Raw genomic sequence first — 17,236 nt, forward strand, 5'->3', positions numbered from 1 at the left:
ATTTTGGGCTGACTGTCAGCCCGTTTGGTCGATCGATCAGTCGGTGGGGCGGATGCCGACCGCATGCCGCAGCTGGGCCAGGAACTGGTCGTCGTCGTCGGCGCGCACGATGTAGTGGCAGACCGCGACCCGGACCGCGGTGGCCGCCTTGACCGCGCCGTTGGCGCCGGGCAACAGCTTCTCCAACTGCGCGCGCATCAGCGGGATGATGTGGGACAGCCGGGCGATGACGACCTCGGGCTCGATGTCGACGAGCCGGACACCGGAATAGGACTGCTGGTACTCGACGATGAAGCGCATCGCCGCGTCGACGCGTTCGGTGCCGCGCAGGCCCGCGGTCGCCTTCAGGATCCCGGTCTCGAACATCTCGCGCTCGTACACGCCGAACGCCTCCAGCAGGGCCGCCTTGTCGGCGAACCAGCGATACAGCGTGGGGCGCGAGACACCGGCCTGTAGCGCGACCTCTGACAGGCTCAGTTTCGTCTGCCCGCTACGGCCGAGTACCTCGGCCGTAGCCACCAGGATGCGTTGTCGCGTCGAGATGTCGTCGGTGCCGTTGGTGTCACTGACAGGTTGGTTCACGTACCGGCCTCACTTACGGGTTCGGTGTCGATCGTAAAGCGTGGCCCGCCCCGCTGCGGACGGCGCGCGGCGCGGTGTCGGTCACAAGCGGTGTCGGTCACAAGCTCTTCTGCAACAGTGCGGTGGTCTCAAGGTCGTCGAGCGCCTCCAGCGCCCGTGCGAGTCCCTTGAGCGCGATCGTCTCGTCCTGCATACCGCCCATACCCGCGGTGATCAGCGCCGCCACGTACGGGTACAACGCGCTCTGCCGGTACCGGTCCCACAGCTCGTCGCGGTCGAGGTCGGGGCCGCCCGCGGCCGACAGCGCGCCGCGGTACACGTCGAGCAGGTCGCGCTGGGTATCTCGTCGGCTCTCGGCGGTCATGCTGGTGATCAGGGTGTAGGCGAGCTCCCGGCTGGGGTGGCCACGCCGGACGGCCTGCCAGTCCAGCAGCCCGGGCTGCCCGTCCCGGAAGTACAGGTTGCCGGGGTGGGCGTCTCCGTGCATCACGGTGTGCGGTGCCCGGTCGATCAGCGCCGCGGCCGCCCGGTAGTTCTCGTCGATGAAGCGGCCGCGCCCGATCGGCAGGTCGGTGCGCTCGGCGAGCCTGCGGGCCGAGGTTTTCAGCAGTGGCGCGGTGAGCAGGGACGCACTGTCCTCCGACGCCGCGTACAGCCAGCCGGGAACTCTGCCCCAGAACGTCGCGTGCAACCGCGCGAGCAGTTCGACGACCTGTGCGGCCCGGTCGGCGTCGATCGGGTGCAGGGTGTCGGGAAACTCGCAGCCGCTGACCGCCAGGTCTTCCAGTATCAGTACGTAACGACCGGTGACCGGGCTGAACCGGCCGCCGTAGCAGCGGGGCAGCCCGGCCAGCTCCGGCGCGAGCAGGCGGTAGAAGCGGGTCTCGGTGTGGGCCAGGTTGCCCAGTTCTCCCATCAGCCGGGTCGCGACCGTCTCGGCGGCCATCTTGACGAACACCGTCGACGGGACGTCGCGTCCGGTCAGGGCCAGGCGCGCCCGCGACGACGTTCCGGCGTCCCCGTCCAGAACCGAGACCGCGGTCACCGACCGGCCCAGCAGGGCCGACATCGCCGCCGGGTCGAGATCGGCGACGGTGCGCGGCATCGACAGCAGCCGCCCGATGAGCGTGTCGGTGCCGATTCGGCGCACCCCGCGACCAAGATGCGAGGCGAGGCCCAGCGCAGGTGCGATCCGATGGGTCAGGGCGGGCAACGCGAGCCTCCTAGGCTTGGGCCGGCAACATGGGTTTGCTTTACAAGATAGCGATGGACTGTAAAGCATCCCGTACTTTCGGAAGGGAAGACGGTATGGCGGGTCCACTGGAGGGCGTCCGGGTCGTCGAACTCGGGGTGTGGGTGGCCGGCCCGGCGGCCGGCGGCATCCTCGCGGACTGGGGTGCCGACGTCGTCAAGATCGAGCCCCCGGCCGGTGACCCGGCCCGCACCTTCGGCCGGATGCTCGGGATCCCACCCGCCGACCGCCACCACGTGAGCCCGCCGTTCCAGATGGACAACCGCAACAAGCGCAGTGTGGTGCTGGACCTGACGACGCCGGAGGGCCAGGACAGCGCGCGGGCGCTTCTCGAGGACGCCGACGTGTTCGTGACCAACATCAGGGCCGCCGCGCTGCAACGCATCGGGCTGGATTTCGAGGCCGTCGCGCGGATGAACCCGCGCCTGGTGTACGGGCTGATCACCGGGTACGGCGACGAAGGCCCCGACGCCGACCGGCCGGCCTACGACGTCGCGGCATTCTGGGCCAGGGCCGGCCTGGCCCACCTGTTGACGCGGCCCGGGCAGACACCGCCGTTCCAGCGTGGCGGCATGGGCGACCACACCGCGGGCACGACACTGGCGGGCGCGATCTGCGCCGCGCTCGTCGCCCGCGCGCGCACCGGGCAAGGGCAGCTGGTGACCACGTCGTTGTATCGGCAGGGCGCCTACACCGTCAGCTTCGACCTGACCACGTTCCTGATCACCGGCGCGCCGATCGCGATCGGCCAACGCGAGTCGATGGGTAACCCGTGCATGAACAACTACACCGCCGGCGACGGCAGGCGGTTCTGGCTGGTGGGCCTGCAGGGTGAGCGGCACTGGCCTGCGCTGTGCGCCGCGGTGCAGCGCACCGACTGGCTCGCCGACGAACGGTTCGCCACCGGGCGGGCGCGGGCGGCCAACGCGCACACGCTGATCGCCGAGCTCGACGAGATCTTCGCGACCAGGACCCTCGACGAGTGGGCCGAGGTGTTCGCCGCGCACCCGGACGTGTTCTGGGCGCCGATCAACTCGATGGAGGACGTGCTCGCCGACGAGCAGTTCCACGCCGCGGGCGGGATCGTCTACGTGCCCGACGACGAGGCCGGCAGCGTGCCGATGGTGGCCACCCCGGCGGACTTTCACGGTACCCCGGTCGAGATGCGCGCCAGCGCACCCGAACTCGGGCAACACACCGATGAGGTGCTCGCCGAGATCGCTCAGCGGACGAACCGGTCCACGTAGGGCGCGAACCGCGCGCGCAGCTCGTCCTTGTCGAGCCCGAGATCCTCGGCGCGGTAGTCCACGGTGCCCAGCCGGCCCCGGGTGTGCCCGGTGAGATACTCGGCCACGGCCGCGCGGGACTCGTCGGTCGGGGAGTAGCCCGCCGTGTCCCAAACCCGTTGCACCATCGCCAGATCGTCGGACATGAACTCGTCGAAGCGCACGTCGATGGTGCGTTCGGCAGGTAGCTTGTCGTGATCGCGCAGGCACGCCGACAGCATCTCGTCGATGCGGTCGATCCAGTACCCGGCCACGGTGGGCACGTCGACCTCGTCGACGCTCATCCGCATCGTGTAGGTCATCATCGTGGCCATCGACACCGATACGTCGACCGGATCGCGGTGGGTGACGATGAATGTCGCGTCCGGGAACACGTTCATGATCGGGACGAACTGCTCGAGGTGCTGCGGGCTCTTGAGCACCCACCGCCGCGCCCTGCCGTCCTGGTGCAGGAGTACCTGCAGCATCATGCGCAGGAACTGGTAGCCGGGCGTCTGATCGTTGTCGCGCAGGTAGTCCGACCACCGCGGCAGGTGGGTGAGGGTGGTGAAGAAGCCGCTGGCGAAATCCTGCACCATCAGCCCGATGTCCTCGTGGATGTGGTCGATCGTCATCTCGTGCATCAGCTGGAAATAGGGCATCAGCGTGTTCGAGATGTTCAGCGCGTCGCCGGTACGCTGCCGGCGTGGTTCGCTCGTGCCCTCCTCGCCCGGCGGGGGTAACGGTTCCTGCGCCTCCCAGTACGGGAGTGAACGCAGCGCCGGGTCGGCGGCGAGCAGGCTGTGCAAATGGGTGGTGCCGGTTCTGGGTAACCCGGCGATGATCAACGGCGCGGTGACGTCGATGTCGAACACCTCGGGGTGACGCTTGAGGTGGTCGACGACCTGTAGCCGGCCCTTGAGAAAGGTCAGCATCAGTGAGAACGCGTAGGTGCGCCCGAACGCGGTGAACCGGGGGAGTTCCTCGAACGCCTGCAGCAGCACCGCCATTCGTTCCCGGTAGCCCTGGTCGCCGAAATCGGTCAGGCCGGTCTGTGCGGCCGCCTGCTCGTGCAGGGCGTCGGCGGTGAGCGGGCAGTACGGCGCCATCGCGGCCATGCCGTCGATGATCTGCCGGGCCTCCGGCGTGAACGTCGGGCGGGCCAGGTCGGTGATGTGCACGGCCACGGCGGGGACGCTACTCGACCATTACAGAACTTACAAGTAGTGTTGCGTTGTAAATTTGTCGATATCATGCGGTCATGTCCTCCTCCGAGAGCGCGGCCGCATGGCGCGAATTGCTTTCCGCCTTCGCCGATTTCGACACGCTGTTCCTCGACGGGCCGAAGGCGGTGCGCGGTCAGGCCGCGGTCGCCGAGGGCTACCAGAACCTTGCCACCATGCTGGCACTGTCGATGGACATGCACTTCTTCGCCGATCCGGTGGCGCCGAGGTTCATCGACACGCTGACCCCGTTCCGGCCCGACCGGCGCTGGGGTGGCGACAACACCGACTGTTACTACGGGTACGCCGTGGTCGACCCGCGCCGGACCTATCGCGTCAGTGGCGTCCCGAACGACAGCGTCATGTACTCGATCACCGTGTACAACGAACCCGAGCCGGGTGCATGGCCGAACCGCACGGTCGGGCTGCTCTACGACGCGGACATGCCGATCGGTGAGGACGGGCGGTTCACCTGCCTGCTCGGCCCGCGCCGGCTGGACGGCTACACCGGACCGTTCATCGAGTTGGCTCCCGACGCCCGTGGCATCATCACCCGCGACTACCACGAACACCCGGAGGCCGGTGCCAGGGTGCAATGGGACATCGAGGTCGTCGACCACGCCGGGCTGCCCGTCGTGCCGGCGAAAACCGATGCCGACGTGGCGAAGTCGCTGCGGGCCACGCTGCGATTCGCCCAGGACATGTATGCGCTCATTCCGCTGATCTTGATGGAACGCACACCCGTCGAACTGGCCGACGGGCAGTCGCTGAGCCTGAACACCCTGGCTCCGCCGTACCGGGCCGGCGCGGCGACCCACGGCTTCTCGATGCAGGACGCGTGTTACAGCCTCGGTGGGTTCTCGCTGGAACCCGGCGAGGCGCTGGTCATCACGTCCACCCACCCGAAGTGCCGGTTCTGGAACCTGACCCTGTGGAATCAGTACATGGCCGCCCTCGACGTCGAATACGGCAGAGCCGGAATCAATTCCGGCTCTGCTGTGCCGAATTCCGATGGTTCGGTGACCATCGTCGTCAGCATGGAACAGCTCACGCATCCGAACGCGCTGTCGACCAAGGGGCATCCGGAGGGTTTGATGTCGTTCCGCTGGTTCCTCGCCGACGACCTGCCCGAGCACCCCGCCACGACAGTGGTGCCGGTCGACCAGGCGCCCACCGGCGTCAGCTGACGCCGTCGGTGCCCGCGGCGAGCACCGGCGCGATCCACTGCCGCAGATAGGAGCGCAGCGCCGCCGGCCCGCGCGGCGGGTCCGGCGGTGCGATCACCATCGACTGGATCATCCGGAGCAGGAATTCCACCAGATCGTCGAGCCGGCGGCCGGTGAAACCCAGGGCCGCCCAATCGAACCGGGTCTGCACGAGCATGCTCTTCGAACGCCGGACCGCGGCGGGCATCACCATCTGTCTGCTCATCACGCGCATCCGGTCGGTCTCGAGCATCATCGCCAGCAGCGGTTCGCCGGGCAGCTTCTCGATCAGATACGCGACCGCGTCGACGAGAAAATCCGTAGGGTCCTCCCGCATTTCCGCCATCCGGCCGATCCGCGCCGTCCAGTGACCCAGCGCGATCTCGGCTGCGGCGGCCAGGAGTTCGTCGGTCGAACCGAAGTGACGGTAGACGGTGGGCCGGGTGATGCCGAGGTCGGCGGCCACCTCTGTCAGGGTGGTCAACGCGGGCCCGCGGCGTTCGATGCTCGCCAGTGCGGCGGCGAGGATGCGTTGGCGCGCTTCGGTGTCGTCGGCCGGCGGTACGCCGCCCCACCCCTTGCGCCCCATGGCAGCACCTTACCGATCGGGCTTGACCCTCGCGGCGTGGCGTAACTGGGCGAGGAAGTCGTCGGTGTCGTCGCTGCGCACCAGGTACTGCGAGATCGCGACGCGCACAGCGGTGGCCGCCGCCAGTGCCGCGTCGGGGCCGGTGCACAACCGCTGCAGGCGCTCCCGCATCAGCGGCAGGACCTCGGCCATCCGCCGGATCACCTGGTCGGGTTCCACGTCGATCATGCGCAGCCCGGGGTACGACAACTGGTTCTCGACGATGATCCGCAGCGCGGCGTCGAGGCGCTCGTGCCTGGGCAGCTCCGCGGTGGCCTCGGCGATCGCGCGCTCGTAGTACTGCCGCTCCCACACGACGAACACGTCGAGCAGGTCGCGTTTGTCGGCGAAGTACCGGTACAGGGTCGGGCGCGACACTCCGGCCTGGCTGGCCACCTCGGACAGCGACAGTTTGGCAGTGCCGTTGCGGCCCAGCACCTCTGCGGTGGCGACCAGAATGCGCTGGCGGGTCGCGTTGTCCGGATCTCGGGGATCCGGCACCGGCTGCGGCATGGATATAGCTTTACAAATTATCCGTCGAGTGTCACGCTGTTCGGGTGAAGGTCGTGGTAGATCTCGCCAAGTGCACTGGCCATGGCATCTGTGAATCCATCGCCGAGGACGTGTTCGAGGTGCAGGACGACGGCACCCTCGTGATCCACGGCGCCGAGCGTCCCGGATCGGACCGCGACCGCATGCGGCAGGCGGTCACCCAGTGCCCCGCGGCCGCACTCACCCTGCTCGACTGATGCCTCCGCGGCCCGGTCAGCGCGGGCGCACCAGCACGGACTGCTGGATCGCCCCGATCGCGCCGGTCTGGTCGAAGAGCCGGCCCAGCGTGCTGCCGATTCCGTCCGGGCCGTAATTGGTTTCGGCACGGATCCCGATCCACTCGCCCTCGGGCACCCGGTGGATGTGCACCGCGAGATCGGTGTTCAGGAACGTCCACTTGCGGATGTCGAGTTTGGTGCCGATGCCGTTCGCGTCGTCGGCGACGGCGAACAACCGCTGCAGCGGCGTCATCGTCTCGCCACTGACCAGGTCCACTTCGGGTTTGATCCACGACTCGCCCGGCCCGTCGCCCATCGGGACGGTCAGCCACCGCCAGTCCAGGCTGTGGACGTAGTTGCGGTCCCAGTCCTTCTTCATGTCGCGGCTGCGGGCCTCCTCGACGGGGCGCAGCGGCTCGGCCGGGGCGTGCTCCACGGCCGCGGTGTCGAGGGTCTGCAACCGCCAGCCACTGGCCTTGGCGACCGGCCGGGGAGCGCCGTCGGGCCCGGGCGCGAGCATCTCGGCGCTGACGAGCTCGATCTGCTTGCCGGAGCGTTCCCGGCGGGTGCGCACCCAGAAGTCGCCCTCGGCGGGCACCGGGCCGAGCAGGTCGACCAGGACCCGGCTCAACCGGGTGTCGTCGCGGCGCTCGCAGTGCTCCAGCCCGCGCACCAGCAGCGCCGAAACCGGTGCCGCGTGCTGGATCGCCGCCGACCACGTGCTGCGCACGAAATCCGTCGCGGCGAACTTCTCGCCGTGCTCGCCGTCGGCGTCGACGAGTTCGTAATAGGAATCGGACACGGCCAACCCTTTCAGTACCTGGTCAGTGGTGATGCGCGTCGGCGACGAAGCCGGCGGCCGGGACGTCGACGGTGGTGGCGTCGAGACGGGACAACCGCGTGCCGCGGACCCGATCGGGGTACGCGTCCGGGGTCGTCACCAAGAACAGCGTGCGGCCCTCGGGTCCGCCGAGCGCGCACGCGATCGCGGTGCGCTCACCGATGTCGATGCGATCGGTGACCTCGCCGCCGTCGACGATCCGCTCGAACTGGTGGGCCAGCGTCATGCCGGCCCACACACCGCCGTCGTCATCCAGGCAGATCCCGTCCGGCGGGCCGTCGAGTCCGTCGGCGAACACCCTGCGGCCGCGCAGCGTTGCGTCCTCGGCCACGTCGAAGGCCGTCAGTCGCCGGCCCGTCGACTCGGCGACGATCAACGTCGCGCCGTCGGGCGTCAACGCCATCCCGTTCGGGAACTCCAGGTCGCCGGCGACCACCTCGGACGTCCCGTCCGACGGATCGACACGCACGATCACCCCGCCGTCGCGGGCCTGCGAGCCGACGTACGCGCACCCGTGCCGGTCGATCACCATGTCGCCGAGGGTGGCGGGGACGATGTCGGCCAGGTCGGCGACCGTCACCACGGACTCGCCGTCGTACCCGAGGATCTGGCGGCGTTCGGTGGACACGATCAGCAGTGTCCCGTCGGGGCGAAAGCCCAAGCCCGACGGCGCATGCCCGGGAAGCGCCAGGGTGCTCATCTCGCGGTCGAGGGTCACGGTGTGTACCGCCTCGCCGAGCATGTCGGAGAACCACACCAGGCCTTCGAACCAGCGGGGGCCCTCACCGAAGCAGAAACCGTCCGCCAACGAGGTCAAGGTCATTTCGTGACTTTACAAAACACGCGACAAGTGTCACGCTCGCTGGGTGCAGCTGTCAACCAGGAGCATGTCGTGAACATGAAGAAGTACCACAGCCACACTCTGCTCTATCTGCACGAGACCATCGATCTCGGATCGGCGCGCGGCGACGAGTTCGTCGCAGAGTTCAGCGCCGTGTACCACCCGATGATGAGCGAGCTCGGCGCCAGGCTGTTCGCGATCTGGGAGACGACCCCCTACAACGGGCACTGGCCGCAGGTCACGATCATCTGGGAGATCGACGCGTTCGCCGATTACGCCCGGATCGGGCGGGCCCAGGCGCGCGGCGGCAGCCACGAGTCCGCCGCGGCGAAGTGGTCGACCTTCCTGCGCGAGACCGGAGCCCGCGGTGAAGGCCGCATCATGTACGCCGGGCGGGCCAACAAGACGCTGGCCCAGCTGCAGGCCGCGGATTTCAAGGCCGGGTTGGTGATCCAGGAGATCATGCAGACCAAACCCGGCAGGCAGGACGATTACATCCGCGAGCTCGAACGCCTCTACGTGCCGTGGTCGGAGTCCACCGGGAAGCGCTGGCTCGGCTCGTTCATCACCACGTTCAGGTTCAACGAGGTGATTCATTACTGGGCGCTGGAAGGGGATTGGGACGTCTTCGAGAATCACTACCCGTCGTGGAAGGACAGCCCGCCCGCCGAGATCGTCACGTGGATGAGCGTGGCTCCCGCGCTGCGCGACGGGTGGGAGGACTCGATCCTGGCCGCTCTGCCCCCGTCGCCGCTGCAGTGACGTACGACCCCTTCGATCCGGCGGTGATGGCCGACCCGCTGCCGTACTACCGCGTGCTGCGCGACCAGCACCCCGTCCACTACCTCGAGAAGTGGGACACCTACGCGCTGTCGCGGTTCGACGACATCTGGAACGTGTTGGAGATCAACGACGGAACGTTCGTCGCATCGGAAGGGACGCTGCCCGCCGCGACGGTGCTGGCCACCCACAACGACGGCCCGGTGCCGGATCCGCCGCTGCATCCGATGCCGTTCCACGCGAACTTCGACACCCCGATCTACGACGAGGTGCGCCGCTGCACGGCAGCACCGTTCCGGCCCAAGAACGTCACCAGGCTCGGCGAGCGGATCCGGGTGCTGGCGAACGAGCGCCTCGACGAGCTGCTGCCCAAGGGCCGGTTCGATCTGACACAGGACTACGGCGGGATCGTCGCGGCGTCGATCGTGTGCGAACTGGTCGGCCTGCCAACGGATCTGGCCGACGACGTGCTCGCCACCGTCAATGCGGGCAGCCTCGCGCAGCCGGGCAGCGGGGTGGAGGTGGCCAATGCGCGGCCGGGCTACCTGGAGTACCTCACCCCGGTGGTCCAGCGGGCCAGGGCCGAGGGGCCCGGCGGTCTGCCCATCGTGGACAACCTGCTGGCCTACCGGCTGCCGGACGGTTCCGAGCTCTCCGACACCGAGGCCGCGGTGCAATTGCTCGGAGTGTTCATCGGCGGCACCGAAACCGTGCCGAAGATCGTCGCGCACGGGCTGTGGGAGCTCACGAGCCACCCCGATCAGCTCGCCGAGGTCCGGTCCGACCTCAGCGCCAACGTCGCGGTCGCCCGAGAGGAGATGATCCGGTACTGCGCACCCGCCCAGTGGTTCGCGCGAACCCTGCGTAGGCCGTTCACCCTGCACGACACCACGATCCGGCCAGGACAGCGGATCATCTCGCTCCTGGCATCCGCCAACCGCGACGAGCGCGAATACGACCGGCCGGACGAGTTCGTGTGGAACCGTCCGATCCCGCGGCTGCTGGCTTTCGGCAGGGGGCAACACTTCTGCCTGGGCGCACACCTGGCCCGCCTCGAGATCACGACCATGGTGACCGAATTCCTCAACCGGGTCCCTGACTTCACGGTCGACACCGCCGCGGCGTCGCGGCCGCCGTCGAGCTTCCAGTGGGGCTGGAACTCGCTACCCGTGGAGGTGTGACGTGTGGGCCTACCGACTCGTCGCGCCGTACACCTTCGAGAAAACCGATGTGCCGCAGCGCTCCCCGGAATCGCTGGGCGACGGTCAGGTGCTGCTGAGGTTCCTCGCCGCAGGCATCTGCGGAAGCGATCTGCCCGGGTTCCGCGGCGTCAAGGGCCGACTGCCGTTCGACACCGGCACGCAGGCCGCCGGGAAGGACGGCTTCCCGATCCACGAGATCGCCGGAGAGGTAATGGCCAGCCGCCATCCGGACCATCGGCCCGGCGACCGCGTCGTCGGCTGGGCGTCGGGGTTCGACGGGCTGATGGAACAGGTGGCCGCCGACGGCGACGGCCTGGTCTCCTACGACCGGTCGCTGAGCCCGGCGCACGCTGTCGCGCTGCAGCCGCTGGCGTGCGTGCTCTACGCCGTCGAGCAGATGCCCGACCTGACCGGTCGCCACGTCGCCGTGCTCGGCCAGGGCTCGATCGGCCTGCTGTTCTCCTACGTCGCCAAGGTGGCCGGGGCCTCGCACGTCACCGGGGTGGACCCCGTGGACCGCAGCGACATCGGGCCCGCGTTCGGCGTGGACACCGTCGTGCGGGCCACCAGCGACCGGTGGGTGAGCCACCTGAGCGCCGGCGCCAAACCCGACGTCGTGATCGAGGCGGTCGGGCATCAGGTCGCGACGCTCTCGCACGCGGTGGAGGCCGCCGCGTTCGGCGGGTTCGTCTTCTACTTCGGTGTGCCCGATGATGATTCGTATCCGATCAGCATGCGCACGATGCTGCGCAACAACCTGACCCTGAAGTCCGGTGTCACGATGGACCGCCGCCGAATGCTGCGACAGGCCGGCGAATTCACCGCCGCGCATCCCGGCCTGCTCGACCGCTACCTGACGCACACCTACGGCGTCGACGAGGTACCGGCCGCCTTCGAGCTGGCGTCGCGGCCGGTGCCCGGGCGGATCAAGATCGCGATCGTGGAGTGACATGACCAGCAGACTGCAGGACGCGCTCGCCGGGAAACCCCACGTGTGGGGCGGCTGGGTGGTGGGGCCGACGGTGATCGGACCCGAGGAGTACGCCGCGGCGGGTTACGACTACGTCGGATTCGACGTCCAGCACGGGTATCTCAGCGATGCCGACGTCGCGCTGATGCTGCGCCGGCTCGAGCACGTGCCGATCGCGACGCTGGTGCGACTGCCCGATGCGGCACCGGCGCCGATCGGGCGGGTACTCGATGCCGGAGCCGACGGAGTGATCATCGCGATGGTCGAATCCGCCGCTGCGGCCGCGGCCGCGGTCGCCGCCAGCCGCTACGTCCCGGACGGAATCCGCAGCTTCGGCCCGTTGCGGGCGAGCCTCGGGCTGGACCCCGTGGAGTTGCAGCAGCGCGCGTCGGTGTTCGCGATGATCGAGACGGCCGCGGGACTCGCCGCCGTCGACGAGATCTGCGCGGTGGACGGGCTGGCCGGGATCTACGTCGGCCCGGCCGATCTCGCGCTGTCGATGGGACACGGCCCGACGCAGGCGTTCTCGACCCCCGAGGTGCTCGACGCGATCGGTCGTATCCAGCGGGTCGCGACCGAGGCCGGTGTGGTCAGCGCGATCCACGCCAACGTGGGCACGGTCGGCAAAAGCGTGGCGCAGAAGGGATTTCAGATGATCACGCTCGCCTCCGAATCGCAGGCGCTGCGCCGTGGCGCCGCCGCGCATCTCGCCGACGCGCGAGGGGAGACGCCCTGATGACGCCCGTCGCGCTGGTGACCGGCGCCGCCCGCGGGCAGGGCGCGGCGATCGTGCGCAGGCTGCTGCAGGACGGCTATCGGGTCGCGGCGTGTGACCTCCTCGTCGAGGACGTCACCCGCACCGTCGCCGACCTGGGCACGGACCGAGCCGTCCCGGTGGAACTCGACGTCACCTCCGCCGAGCAGTGGGCGCGGGCGGTCGACGAGGTCATCGGGCACTTCGGGGAGATCACCGCGCTGGTGAACAACGCCGGTGTGCTGCACCGTGCCTCGATCGCCGACGAGACACCGTCGGGCTTCGAGGGAAGCTGGCGGGTGAACTGTCTCGGCCCGTTCCTCGGCATCCAGGCCACTCTGCCGCACCTGCGTGCGGCCGAGGGCGCGGCGATCGTGAACACCTGCAGCACCGGAGCGGTCCGCCCGTTCCCGAACCACGCCGCGTACGGATCGTCCAAGTGGGCGCTGCGCGGGCTCACCCAGGTCACCGCCGTCGAGCTCGCCACGTCCGGGATCAGGGTCAACGCGGTGTTCCCCGGGCCCGTCGAGACGCCGATGCTCGACGACACGACCCAGACCCGGCTCGCCGAGCGGGCACTGATGGGCCGGATCGGCAAGCCGATGGAGATCGCCGACGCGGTGGCCTTCCTGCTGTCCGAGCACGCCAGCTTCATCACCGGATCCGAGCTCATCGTCGACGGTGGGCAGTCCCTGCAGATTGGATGACGACCGTCATGGCCAGAGCTATGTCCGTGGGCATCATCGGTGCCGGTCCCGGTGGGCTGGCGCTCGGGATCTTCCTGCGCAAGGCGGGGTTCGACGATTTCACCATCTTCGACCGCGAGGACGGCGTCGGCGGGACCTGGCGGATCAACACCTATCCCGGCCTGGCCTGCGATGTGAAGTCGCACCTGTACTCGTACTCGTTCGACCTGAACCCGCACTGGTCGCGGCTGTGGTCCGGCCAGCCGGAGATCCTGGAGTACTTCGAGCGGTGCGCACAACGCTACGAGCTGTCCGACAAGCTCCGGTTGAACACCGAGATCGTCTCGGCGACATGGCTTTCCGAACAGCACCAGTGGGTGCTGACCACGTCGACCGGTGAGGAACGCCGATTCGACATCGTCGTCTCGGCGATCGGGCTGTTCACCCAGCCAGTGATGCCCGACCTCGTCGAGGAGGAGCCGTTCACCGGGACGATCATGCACACCGCGAAATGGGACCACTCGGTGGATCTGAGCGGCGCCCGCGTGGCGGTGCTGGGGACGGGTTCCACCGCGGCCCAGCTGGTTCCGGAAGTGGCCAAGAAGGCGGCCAAGGTGTACTCGGTGCAGCGGTCCCCGACGTGGGTGCTGCCCAAGCCCGACCGCCCGTACACCGCGCGGGAGAAATGGATGTTCGCCCACATCCCGCTGGCGAAGAAGATCTACCGGACCCGGTTGTGGCTGCGCAGCGAGTCCAACATCTCGGTGATCGAGCACGGCAGCGACAAGACCGAGGAGTTCAAGAACATCGCGCTGCGCACGCTGGAGGCGACCGTCCCCGACGACGAGCTTCGCGCCAAGCTGACGCCCGACCATCCGCTCGGGTGCAAGCGGCTGGTGTTCGCGACGGACTACCTGCAGGCGCTGACGAAACCACACGTCGAGGTCGTGTCCAGCCCGGCACGTGCGCTGCGGTCGCGGACTCTGGTCACCGAGGACGGCACCGAACTCGACGTCGATGTGGTGTTGTGCGCCACCGGATATGCCGCGGCCGATTATCTCGGGCAGATCGACGTCCGCGGCGTCGACGGTGCCGCGCTGGGTGAGACGTGGCGCAACGGTGCCTATGCCTATCTCGGGATGACCGTCCCGGGCTACCCCAACTTCTTCATGCTCTACGGACCCAACACCAACGTCGGCTCCAACAGCGTGATCTTCATCCTGGAGGCCCAGGCGCACTACATCGTGCGGGCGCTCGCCCACATGCGGCGCAGGAACAGGTCCTACGTCGAGGTGCGGCCGGACGTGATGAAGCGCTACCTCGACAAGATCGACACCTGGATGCAGGGCACCGTCTGGCTGACCCGGTGTAGCAGCTACTTCCGCGCACCCAACGGCCGCGTCGTCACCCAGTGGCCCCGCAGCGCGCGGGACTTCTGGGCGCTGACCCGATGGTTCCGCCCCGGGGACTACGAGTTCAGCGAAACCTCCTGCCGGCGCGCACCGATCGACGTCGGCGCCCAGACCGCGGCGCAGCAGTGATGCGCGACATCGCCGAACGTCTGGACCCGGCGCTGCGGCACCTGATCGCCGCGCGCACCGATCTGTCCCCGCCCGTGCTCGGGGCGGTACGGGACTCACTGAATCAGCGCAGGGCCGAAACGGCCCGCACCGCGGACCTCATCGGCGTCGAGGTCGAACAGCGCGATGTGGCGGTGCCCGCCGGGCATGCGATCACGGTGCGGATCTACCGAGGCGGGCCGCCGCAGTCCCCAGCGGTGATCTACTGCCATTCCGGGGCTTTCGTGCTGGGCAACCTCGACACCGACCACCGGCAGTGCATCGAGCTGGCTCGCCGGGGCCGCTGCACCGTGCTGTCGATGGATTACCGGCTGGCACCCGAGCATCCATATCCAGCCGCGCAGGAGGATGCGGCGGCGATCCTGGAGTGGGCTGTGCGCTGCGCGGCCGAACTGGGCATCGACGCGTCGGTGATCGCCGTGGCCGGAAGCAGCGCGGGCGCGGCGTTGGCGGCCGGGTTGGCGCAGCGCTCGGCGGCGGGGGAGGCGCCGCCGGTGGTGTTCCAGCTGTTGCACCAGCCGGTGCTCGACGACCGCGCGACCCCGTCGAAGCAGGAGTTCACCACCACGCCGGGTTTCGACGCCGAAGCGGTCGCGTGGATGTGGCGGCATTACGCCGGCGACGTTCCGCTGCCCGACTCCGCGGTGCCGTCACGCATCACCGAGATGGCGTCGCTGCCGCCGGCGCTGATCACGTGTTCGGAGTTGGATCCGCTGCGTGACGAGGCGATCGACTATGCGCTGCGGCTGATGTGGGAAGGCGTGAGCGCCGAGCTGCACGTGATCAGCGGAACCTGTCATGGTTTCGATTCGCTGGTTCCGGAATGGGAGATCAGCACCCAGCTGTTCGAGATCCAGGGCGCGGCGCTGCGCAGGGCATTCCTACGCTGAGCTCTCCAGCTCCGCGAGCTCACGGGCGACCGCGGCGTGGTAGGCGTCGATGTTGGCGGGGTTCACGGTACGGAAGAAGCCGTCGGGTAGCGGTGAATCACGGTACGCCTCAACGGTCATGGTGCGGCTGAACAGCGTGACGCCGGGGCCGGGCTCGGTGAACTTGTACTGCACGGTGATGCGGCCCGGCATCCCGCCGTTGCCGCCGGCGTCGTGGCCGAGGTTGCCGACGGAGTTGAACATCCACAGTTTGGGGCGCATCGCGATCGCGAGGTGCCAGGTGAAGATGCGGGATCCGTCGGGCCCGGTCTCGGTCCAGGTGTCGCCGACCTCCAGGGGCAGCTTCCCGGGGGTCGTGCCGACGTGCGCGCTGCCCGGATACGTCTTCGTCCAGTTGACCGGATTGGTCACGAAGTCATAGATCACCTCAGGGGCCTGGGTGAACGCTGTCTCCGAGGTCGTCGTCACGATTCCCACGCTGGTCCGCCTTTCGCGGTCACTTTACAAAGCATCGTCATAATGTCACGCTCCGGGGTACGCGCCAAGCGGATGTGCCGGATGGGGGTGTGACGATGGACTTCTCGGAAGTGACTCTGTCCGACGAGGATCGCGCGTTTCGTGACGAGGTGCGTGAGTTCCTTGCGTCGGTGGTCACCGACGATGTGCTGCGCCGCGATCGGGAGACCGGGGACAACTTCGACGAGCAGGTGCATCTCGCGTTGGGGGCGGCGGGGTATCTGGAGCGGGACTGGCGTGCGGAGGCCGACGGCGGGTTCACCGCGGTGCAACGGCGGATCTTCGAGCTGGAGGTCAGCCGGGCGCATACTCCGTGGTTCCACTGGCCCACCACGGCGATGGTGGCGAACGCGGTCGACCATTTCGGTTCGGAGGAGCTCAAGGCCGAGGTGTTGCCGCACGTGCTGGCGGGTAGGTGCCGGCTGTGTCTGGGATACACCGAACCCGAGGGTGGGTCGGATATCGCGACGTGCAAGACGCGGGCGGTGCGGGACGGTGACGGTTGGATAGTCAACGGATCCAAGATGTTCACGTCGAACGCGCACCACGCGCAGTACGTGTACCTGGTCACCAACACCGATCCGAACGCGCCGAAACACAAGAGCCTGACGATGTTCCTGCTGCCGCTCGATTCGCCGGGGGTCGAGATTCAGGCGCTGCGCACGGTCGACGGGGACCGGACCAACATTACGTATTACAGCGATGTGCGGGTTCCTGATCGGTACCGCATCGGGCCGGTCAACGGGGGATGGGGTGTGTTGCGGGAGGCGCTCAACGCTGAGCACGGCACGGGGGAGCGGGCCACGGACGGGCTGCAGAAGCTCGCGGTGATGACCGAACATGCGTTGCTGCTCGCCGAGGAGGTGGACCGGATCGCGGGGACGGTCGGCGAGCGGCTCGACGATGGTTCGGTGGCGTATCGGCTGGGACGCAGCATCGCCCGGCTGGAGGCGGCGCTGAGCACACCGGAGATGTTCGGTCGGGTCGCCATTGCGCAGACGATGCGGGACATCACGCCGGAGCTGATGGACATCGGCGGCACGAGGTCTGCGGTGCCCGAGGGGTTGAATGCCGAGTACCTGTTCCGGCTTTCGTTGCCGACAGGCATCTACGGCGGCACGCTCGACGTGTTCCGCAACATGATCGCGCAGCACGCGCTCGGGCTCGGCCGCCCGAACTACACACCGGGACGCTAAAACGGTGGTGGGTCGTTGCCGCGGGGTGTGTCGCCGCGGTGGTCGGCGTTGTGTT

At 68.5% G+C, this 17,236-nt stretch carries 19 protein-coding genes; 11 read left to right on the forward strand and 8 right to left on the reverse strand.

All coding sequences use genetic code 11. From position 1 onward, the window contains the following. Positions 1-36: 36 nt before the first annotated feature. Positions 37-582, reverse strand: coding sequence for a TetR/AcrR family transcriptional regulator (locus BST38_RS02515; protein ID WP_083141631.1), 546 nt, complete (start codon positions 580-582; stop codon positions 37-39). 97 nt (positions 583-679) lie between these two features. Further along, complete coding sequence (locus BST38_RS02520; protein ID WP_110781452.1) at positions 680-1,795, reverse strand: phosphotransferase; 1,116 nt, start codon at positions 1,793-1,795, stop codon at positions 680-682. Between the two features lie 95 nt (positions 1,796-1,890). On the opposite strand from BST38_RS02520, the gene BST38_RS02525 reads away from it, so the two are divergent. Next, positions 1,891-3,081 (forward strand): CaiB/BaiF CoA transferase family protein, encoded by a 1,191-nt coding sequence (locus BST38_RS02525; protein WP_083141633.1) that lies wholly within the window; start codon positions 1,891-1,893, stop codon positions 3,079-3,081. Here the strand turns inward: BST38_RS02525 and BST38_RS02530 are convergent. Further along, positions 3,057-4,286, reverse strand: a complete 1,230-nt coding sequence (locus tag BST38_RS02530; RefSeq protein ID WP_083141634.1) for a sulfotransferase family protein — start codon at positions 4,284-4,286, stop codon at positions 3,057-3,059. The two genes, BST38_RS02525 and BST38_RS02530, sit on opposite strands and share 25 nt — an antisense overlap. 74 nt (positions 4,287-4,360) lie before the next feature. Here BST38_RS02530 and BST38_RS02535 point away from each other — a divergent pair, with 74 nt between their 5' ends. Then, a complete protein-coding gene (locus BST38_RS02535; protein WP_083141635.1) occupies positions 4,361-5,509 on the forward strand; it encodes a DUF1214 domain-containing protein in 1,149 nt (382 codons plus the stop codon). On the opposite strand, the gene BST38_RS02540 is transcribed toward BST38_RS02535, so the two are convergent. Beyond that, positions 5,502-6,116 carry a TetR/AcrR family transcriptional regulator gene (locus BST38_RS02540; protein WP_083141636.1) on the reverse strand — a complete coding sequence of 205 codons (615 nt, stop codon included), beginning with the start codon at positions 6,114-6,116 and terminating at the stop codon, positions 5,502-5,504. The genes BST38_RS02535 and BST38_RS02540 overlap by 8 nt on opposite strands. A 9-nt stretch (positions 6,117-6,125) precedes the next feature. After that, a complete protein-coding gene (locus BST38_RS02545) occupies positions 6,126-6,668 on the reverse strand; it encodes a TetR/AcrR family transcriptional regulator (protein WP_181792032.1) in 543 nt (180 codons plus the stop codon). 44 nt (positions 6,669-6,712) lie between these two features. Here BST38_RS02545 and BST38_RS02550 point away from each other — a divergent pair, with 44 nt between their 5' ends. Continuing rightward, positions 6,713-6,904, forward strand: coding sequence for a ferredoxin (locus BST38_RS02550; protein ID WP_083141638.1), 192 nt, complete (start codon positions 6,713-6,715; stop codon positions 6,902-6,904). Positions 6,905-6,920: 16 nt separating this feature from the next. Here BST38_RS02550 and BST38_RS02555 read toward each other — a convergent pair whose 3' ends face one another. Both BST38_RS02555 and BST38_RS02560 read right to left on the reverse strand, forming a co-directional pair. After that, positions 6,921-7,727, reverse strand: coding sequence for a thioesterase family protein (locus BST38_RS02555; protein WP_083141639.1), 807 nt, complete (start codon positions 7,725-7,727; stop codon positions 6,921-6,923). A 22-nt stretch (positions 7,728-7,749) separates the two neighbouring features. After that, positions 7,750-8,589 (reverse strand): SMP-30/gluconolactonase/LRE family protein, encoded by an 840-nt coding sequence (locus BST38_RS02560; RefSeq protein WP_083141640.1) that lies wholly within the window; start codon positions 8,587-8,589, stop codon positions 7,750-7,752. Between the two features lie 75 nt (positions 8,590-8,664). Here BST38_RS02560 and BST38_RS02565 point away from each other — a divergent pair, with 75 nt between their 5' ends. Genes BST38_RS02565 through BST38_RS02595 form a run of 7 tightly spaced genes read left to right on the forward strand, consistent with a single transcriptional unit; the run spans position 8,665 to position 15,469 of the window. Then, the gene (locus tag BST38_RS02565; RefSeq protein ID WP_083141701.1) at positions 8,665-9,369 is read left to right on the forward strand and encodes an NIPSNAP family protein; all 705 of its coding nucleotides are present in this window, start codon (positions 8,665-8,667) and stop codon (positions 9,367-9,369) included. 26 nt (positions 9,370-9,395) lie between these two features. Further along, positions 9,396-10,568 carry a cytochrome P450 gene (locus tag BST38_RS02570; protein WP_083141700.1) on the forward strand — a complete coding sequence of 391 codons (1,173 nt, stop codon included), beginning with the start codon at positions 9,396-9,398 and terminating at the stop codon, positions 10,566-10,568. Between the two features lies 1 nt (position 10,569). After that, the gene (locus BST38_RS02575; protein ID WP_083141641.1) at positions 10,570-11,538 is read left to right on the forward strand and encodes a zinc-binding dehydrogenase; all 969 of its coding nucleotides are present in this window, start codon (positions 10,570-10,572) and stop codon (positions 11,536-11,538) included. 1 nt (position 11,539) lies between these two features. Further along, positions 11,540-12,295 carry an HpcH/HpaI aldolase family protein gene (locus BST38_RS02580; protein ID WP_083141642.1) on the forward strand — a complete coding sequence of 252 codons (756 nt, stop codon included), beginning with the start codon at positions 11,540-11,542 and terminating at the stop codon, positions 12,293-12,295. Further along, positions 12,295-13,020, forward strand: a complete 726-nt coding sequence (locus BST38_RS02585) for an SDR family NAD(P)-dependent oxidoreductase (RefSeq protein ID WP_083141643.1) — start codon at positions 12,295-12,297, stop codon at positions 13,018-13,020. Before BST38_RS02580 ends, BST38_RS02585 begins: the two co-directional genes overlap by 1 nt. A gap of 8 nt (positions 13,021-13,028) precedes the next feature. Further along, positions 13,029-14,540, forward strand: a complete 1,512-nt coding sequence (locus BST38_RS02590; RefSeq protein ID WP_083141702.1) for a flavin-containing monooxygenase — start codon at positions 13,029-13,031, stop codon at positions 14,538-14,540. Beyond that, complete coding sequence (locus BST38_RS02595; protein WP_165761545.1) at positions 14,540-15,469, forward strand: alpha/beta hydrolase; 930 nt, start codon at positions 14,540-14,542, stop codon at positions 15,467-15,469. Before BST38_RS02590 ends, BST38_RS02595 begins: the two co-directional genes overlap by 1 nt. Here the strand turns inward: BST38_RS02595 and BST38_RS02600 are convergent. Then, the gene (locus BST38_RS02600; protein ID WP_083141645.1) at positions 15,461-15,946 is read right to left on the reverse strand and encodes a polyketide cyclase; all 486 of its coding nucleotides are present in this window, start codon (positions 15,944-15,946) and stop codon (positions 15,461-15,463) included. The two genes, BST38_RS02595 and BST38_RS02600, sit on opposite strands and share 9 nt — an antisense overlap. Positions 15,947-16,041: 95 nt before the next feature. Here BST38_RS02600 and BST38_RS02605 point away from each other — a divergent pair, with 95 nt between their 5' ends. After that, complete coding sequence (locus tag BST38_RS02605; protein ID WP_083141646.1) at positions 16,042-17,181, forward strand: acyl-CoA dehydrogenase family protein; 1,140 nt, start codon at positions 16,042-16,044, stop codon at positions 17,179-17,181. Positions 17,182-17,236 lie beyond the last annotated feature (55 nt).

This window comes from Mycolicibacterium parafortuitum, assembly GCF_002086815.1.
GTDB lineage: Bacteria > Actinomycetota > Actinomycetes > Mycobacteriales > Mycobacteriaceae > Mycobacterium > Mycobacterium parafortuitum.

Excerpts from the sequence above, each read along its gene's own strand:
- BST38_RS02525 (WP_083141633.1), top strand. The coding sequence starts at position 1,891 with ATGGCGGGTCCACTGGAGGGCGTCCGGGTCGTCGAACTCGGGGTGTGG.
- BST38_RS02535 (WP_083141635.1), top strand. The coding sequence starts at position 4,361 with ATGTCCTCCTCCGAGAGCGCGGCCGCATGGCGCGAATTGCTTTCCGCC.
- BST38_RS02540 (WP_083141636.1), bottom strand. The coding sequence starts at position 6,116 with ATGGGGCGCAAGGGGTGGGGCGGCGTACCGCCGGCCGACGACACCGAA.
- BST38_RS02545 (WP_181792032.1), bottom strand. The coding sequence starts at position 6,668 with ATGCCGCAGCCGGTGCCGGATCCCCGAGATCCGGACAACGCGACCCGC.
- BST38_RS02560 (WP_083141640.1), bottom strand. The coding sequence starts at position 8,589 with ATGACCTTGACCTCGTTGGCGGACGGTTTCTGCTTCGGTGAGGGCCCC.
- BST38_RS02565 (WP_083141701.1), top strand. The coding sequence starts at position 8,665 with ATGAAGAAGTACCACAGCCACACTCTGCTCTATCTGCACGAGACCATC.
- BST38_RS02570 (WP_083141700.1), top strand. The coding sequence starts at position 9,396 with ATGGCCGACCCGCTGCCGTACTACCGCGTGCTGCGCGACCAGCACCCC.
- BST38_RS02580 (WP_083141642.1), top strand. The coding sequence starts at position 11,540 with ATGACCAGCAGACTGCAGGACGCGCTCGCCGGGAAACCCCACGTGTGG.
- BST38_RS02585 (WP_083141643.1), top strand. The coding sequence starts at position 12,295 with ATGACGCCCGTCGCGCTGGTGACCGGCGCCGCCCGCGGGCAGGGCGCG.
- BST38_RS02590 (WP_083141702.1), top strand. The coding sequence starts at position 13,029 with ATGGCCAGAGCTATGTCCGTGGGCATCATCGGTGCCGGTCCCGGTGGG.
- BST38_RS02595 (WP_165761545.1), top strand. The coding sequence starts at position 14,540 with ATGCGCGACATCGCCGAACGTCTGGACCCGGCGCTGCGGCACCTGATC.
- BST38_RS02605 (WP_083141646.1), top strand. The coding sequence starts at position 16,042 with ATGGACTTCTCGGAAGTGACTCTGTCCGACGAGGATCGCGCGTTTCGT.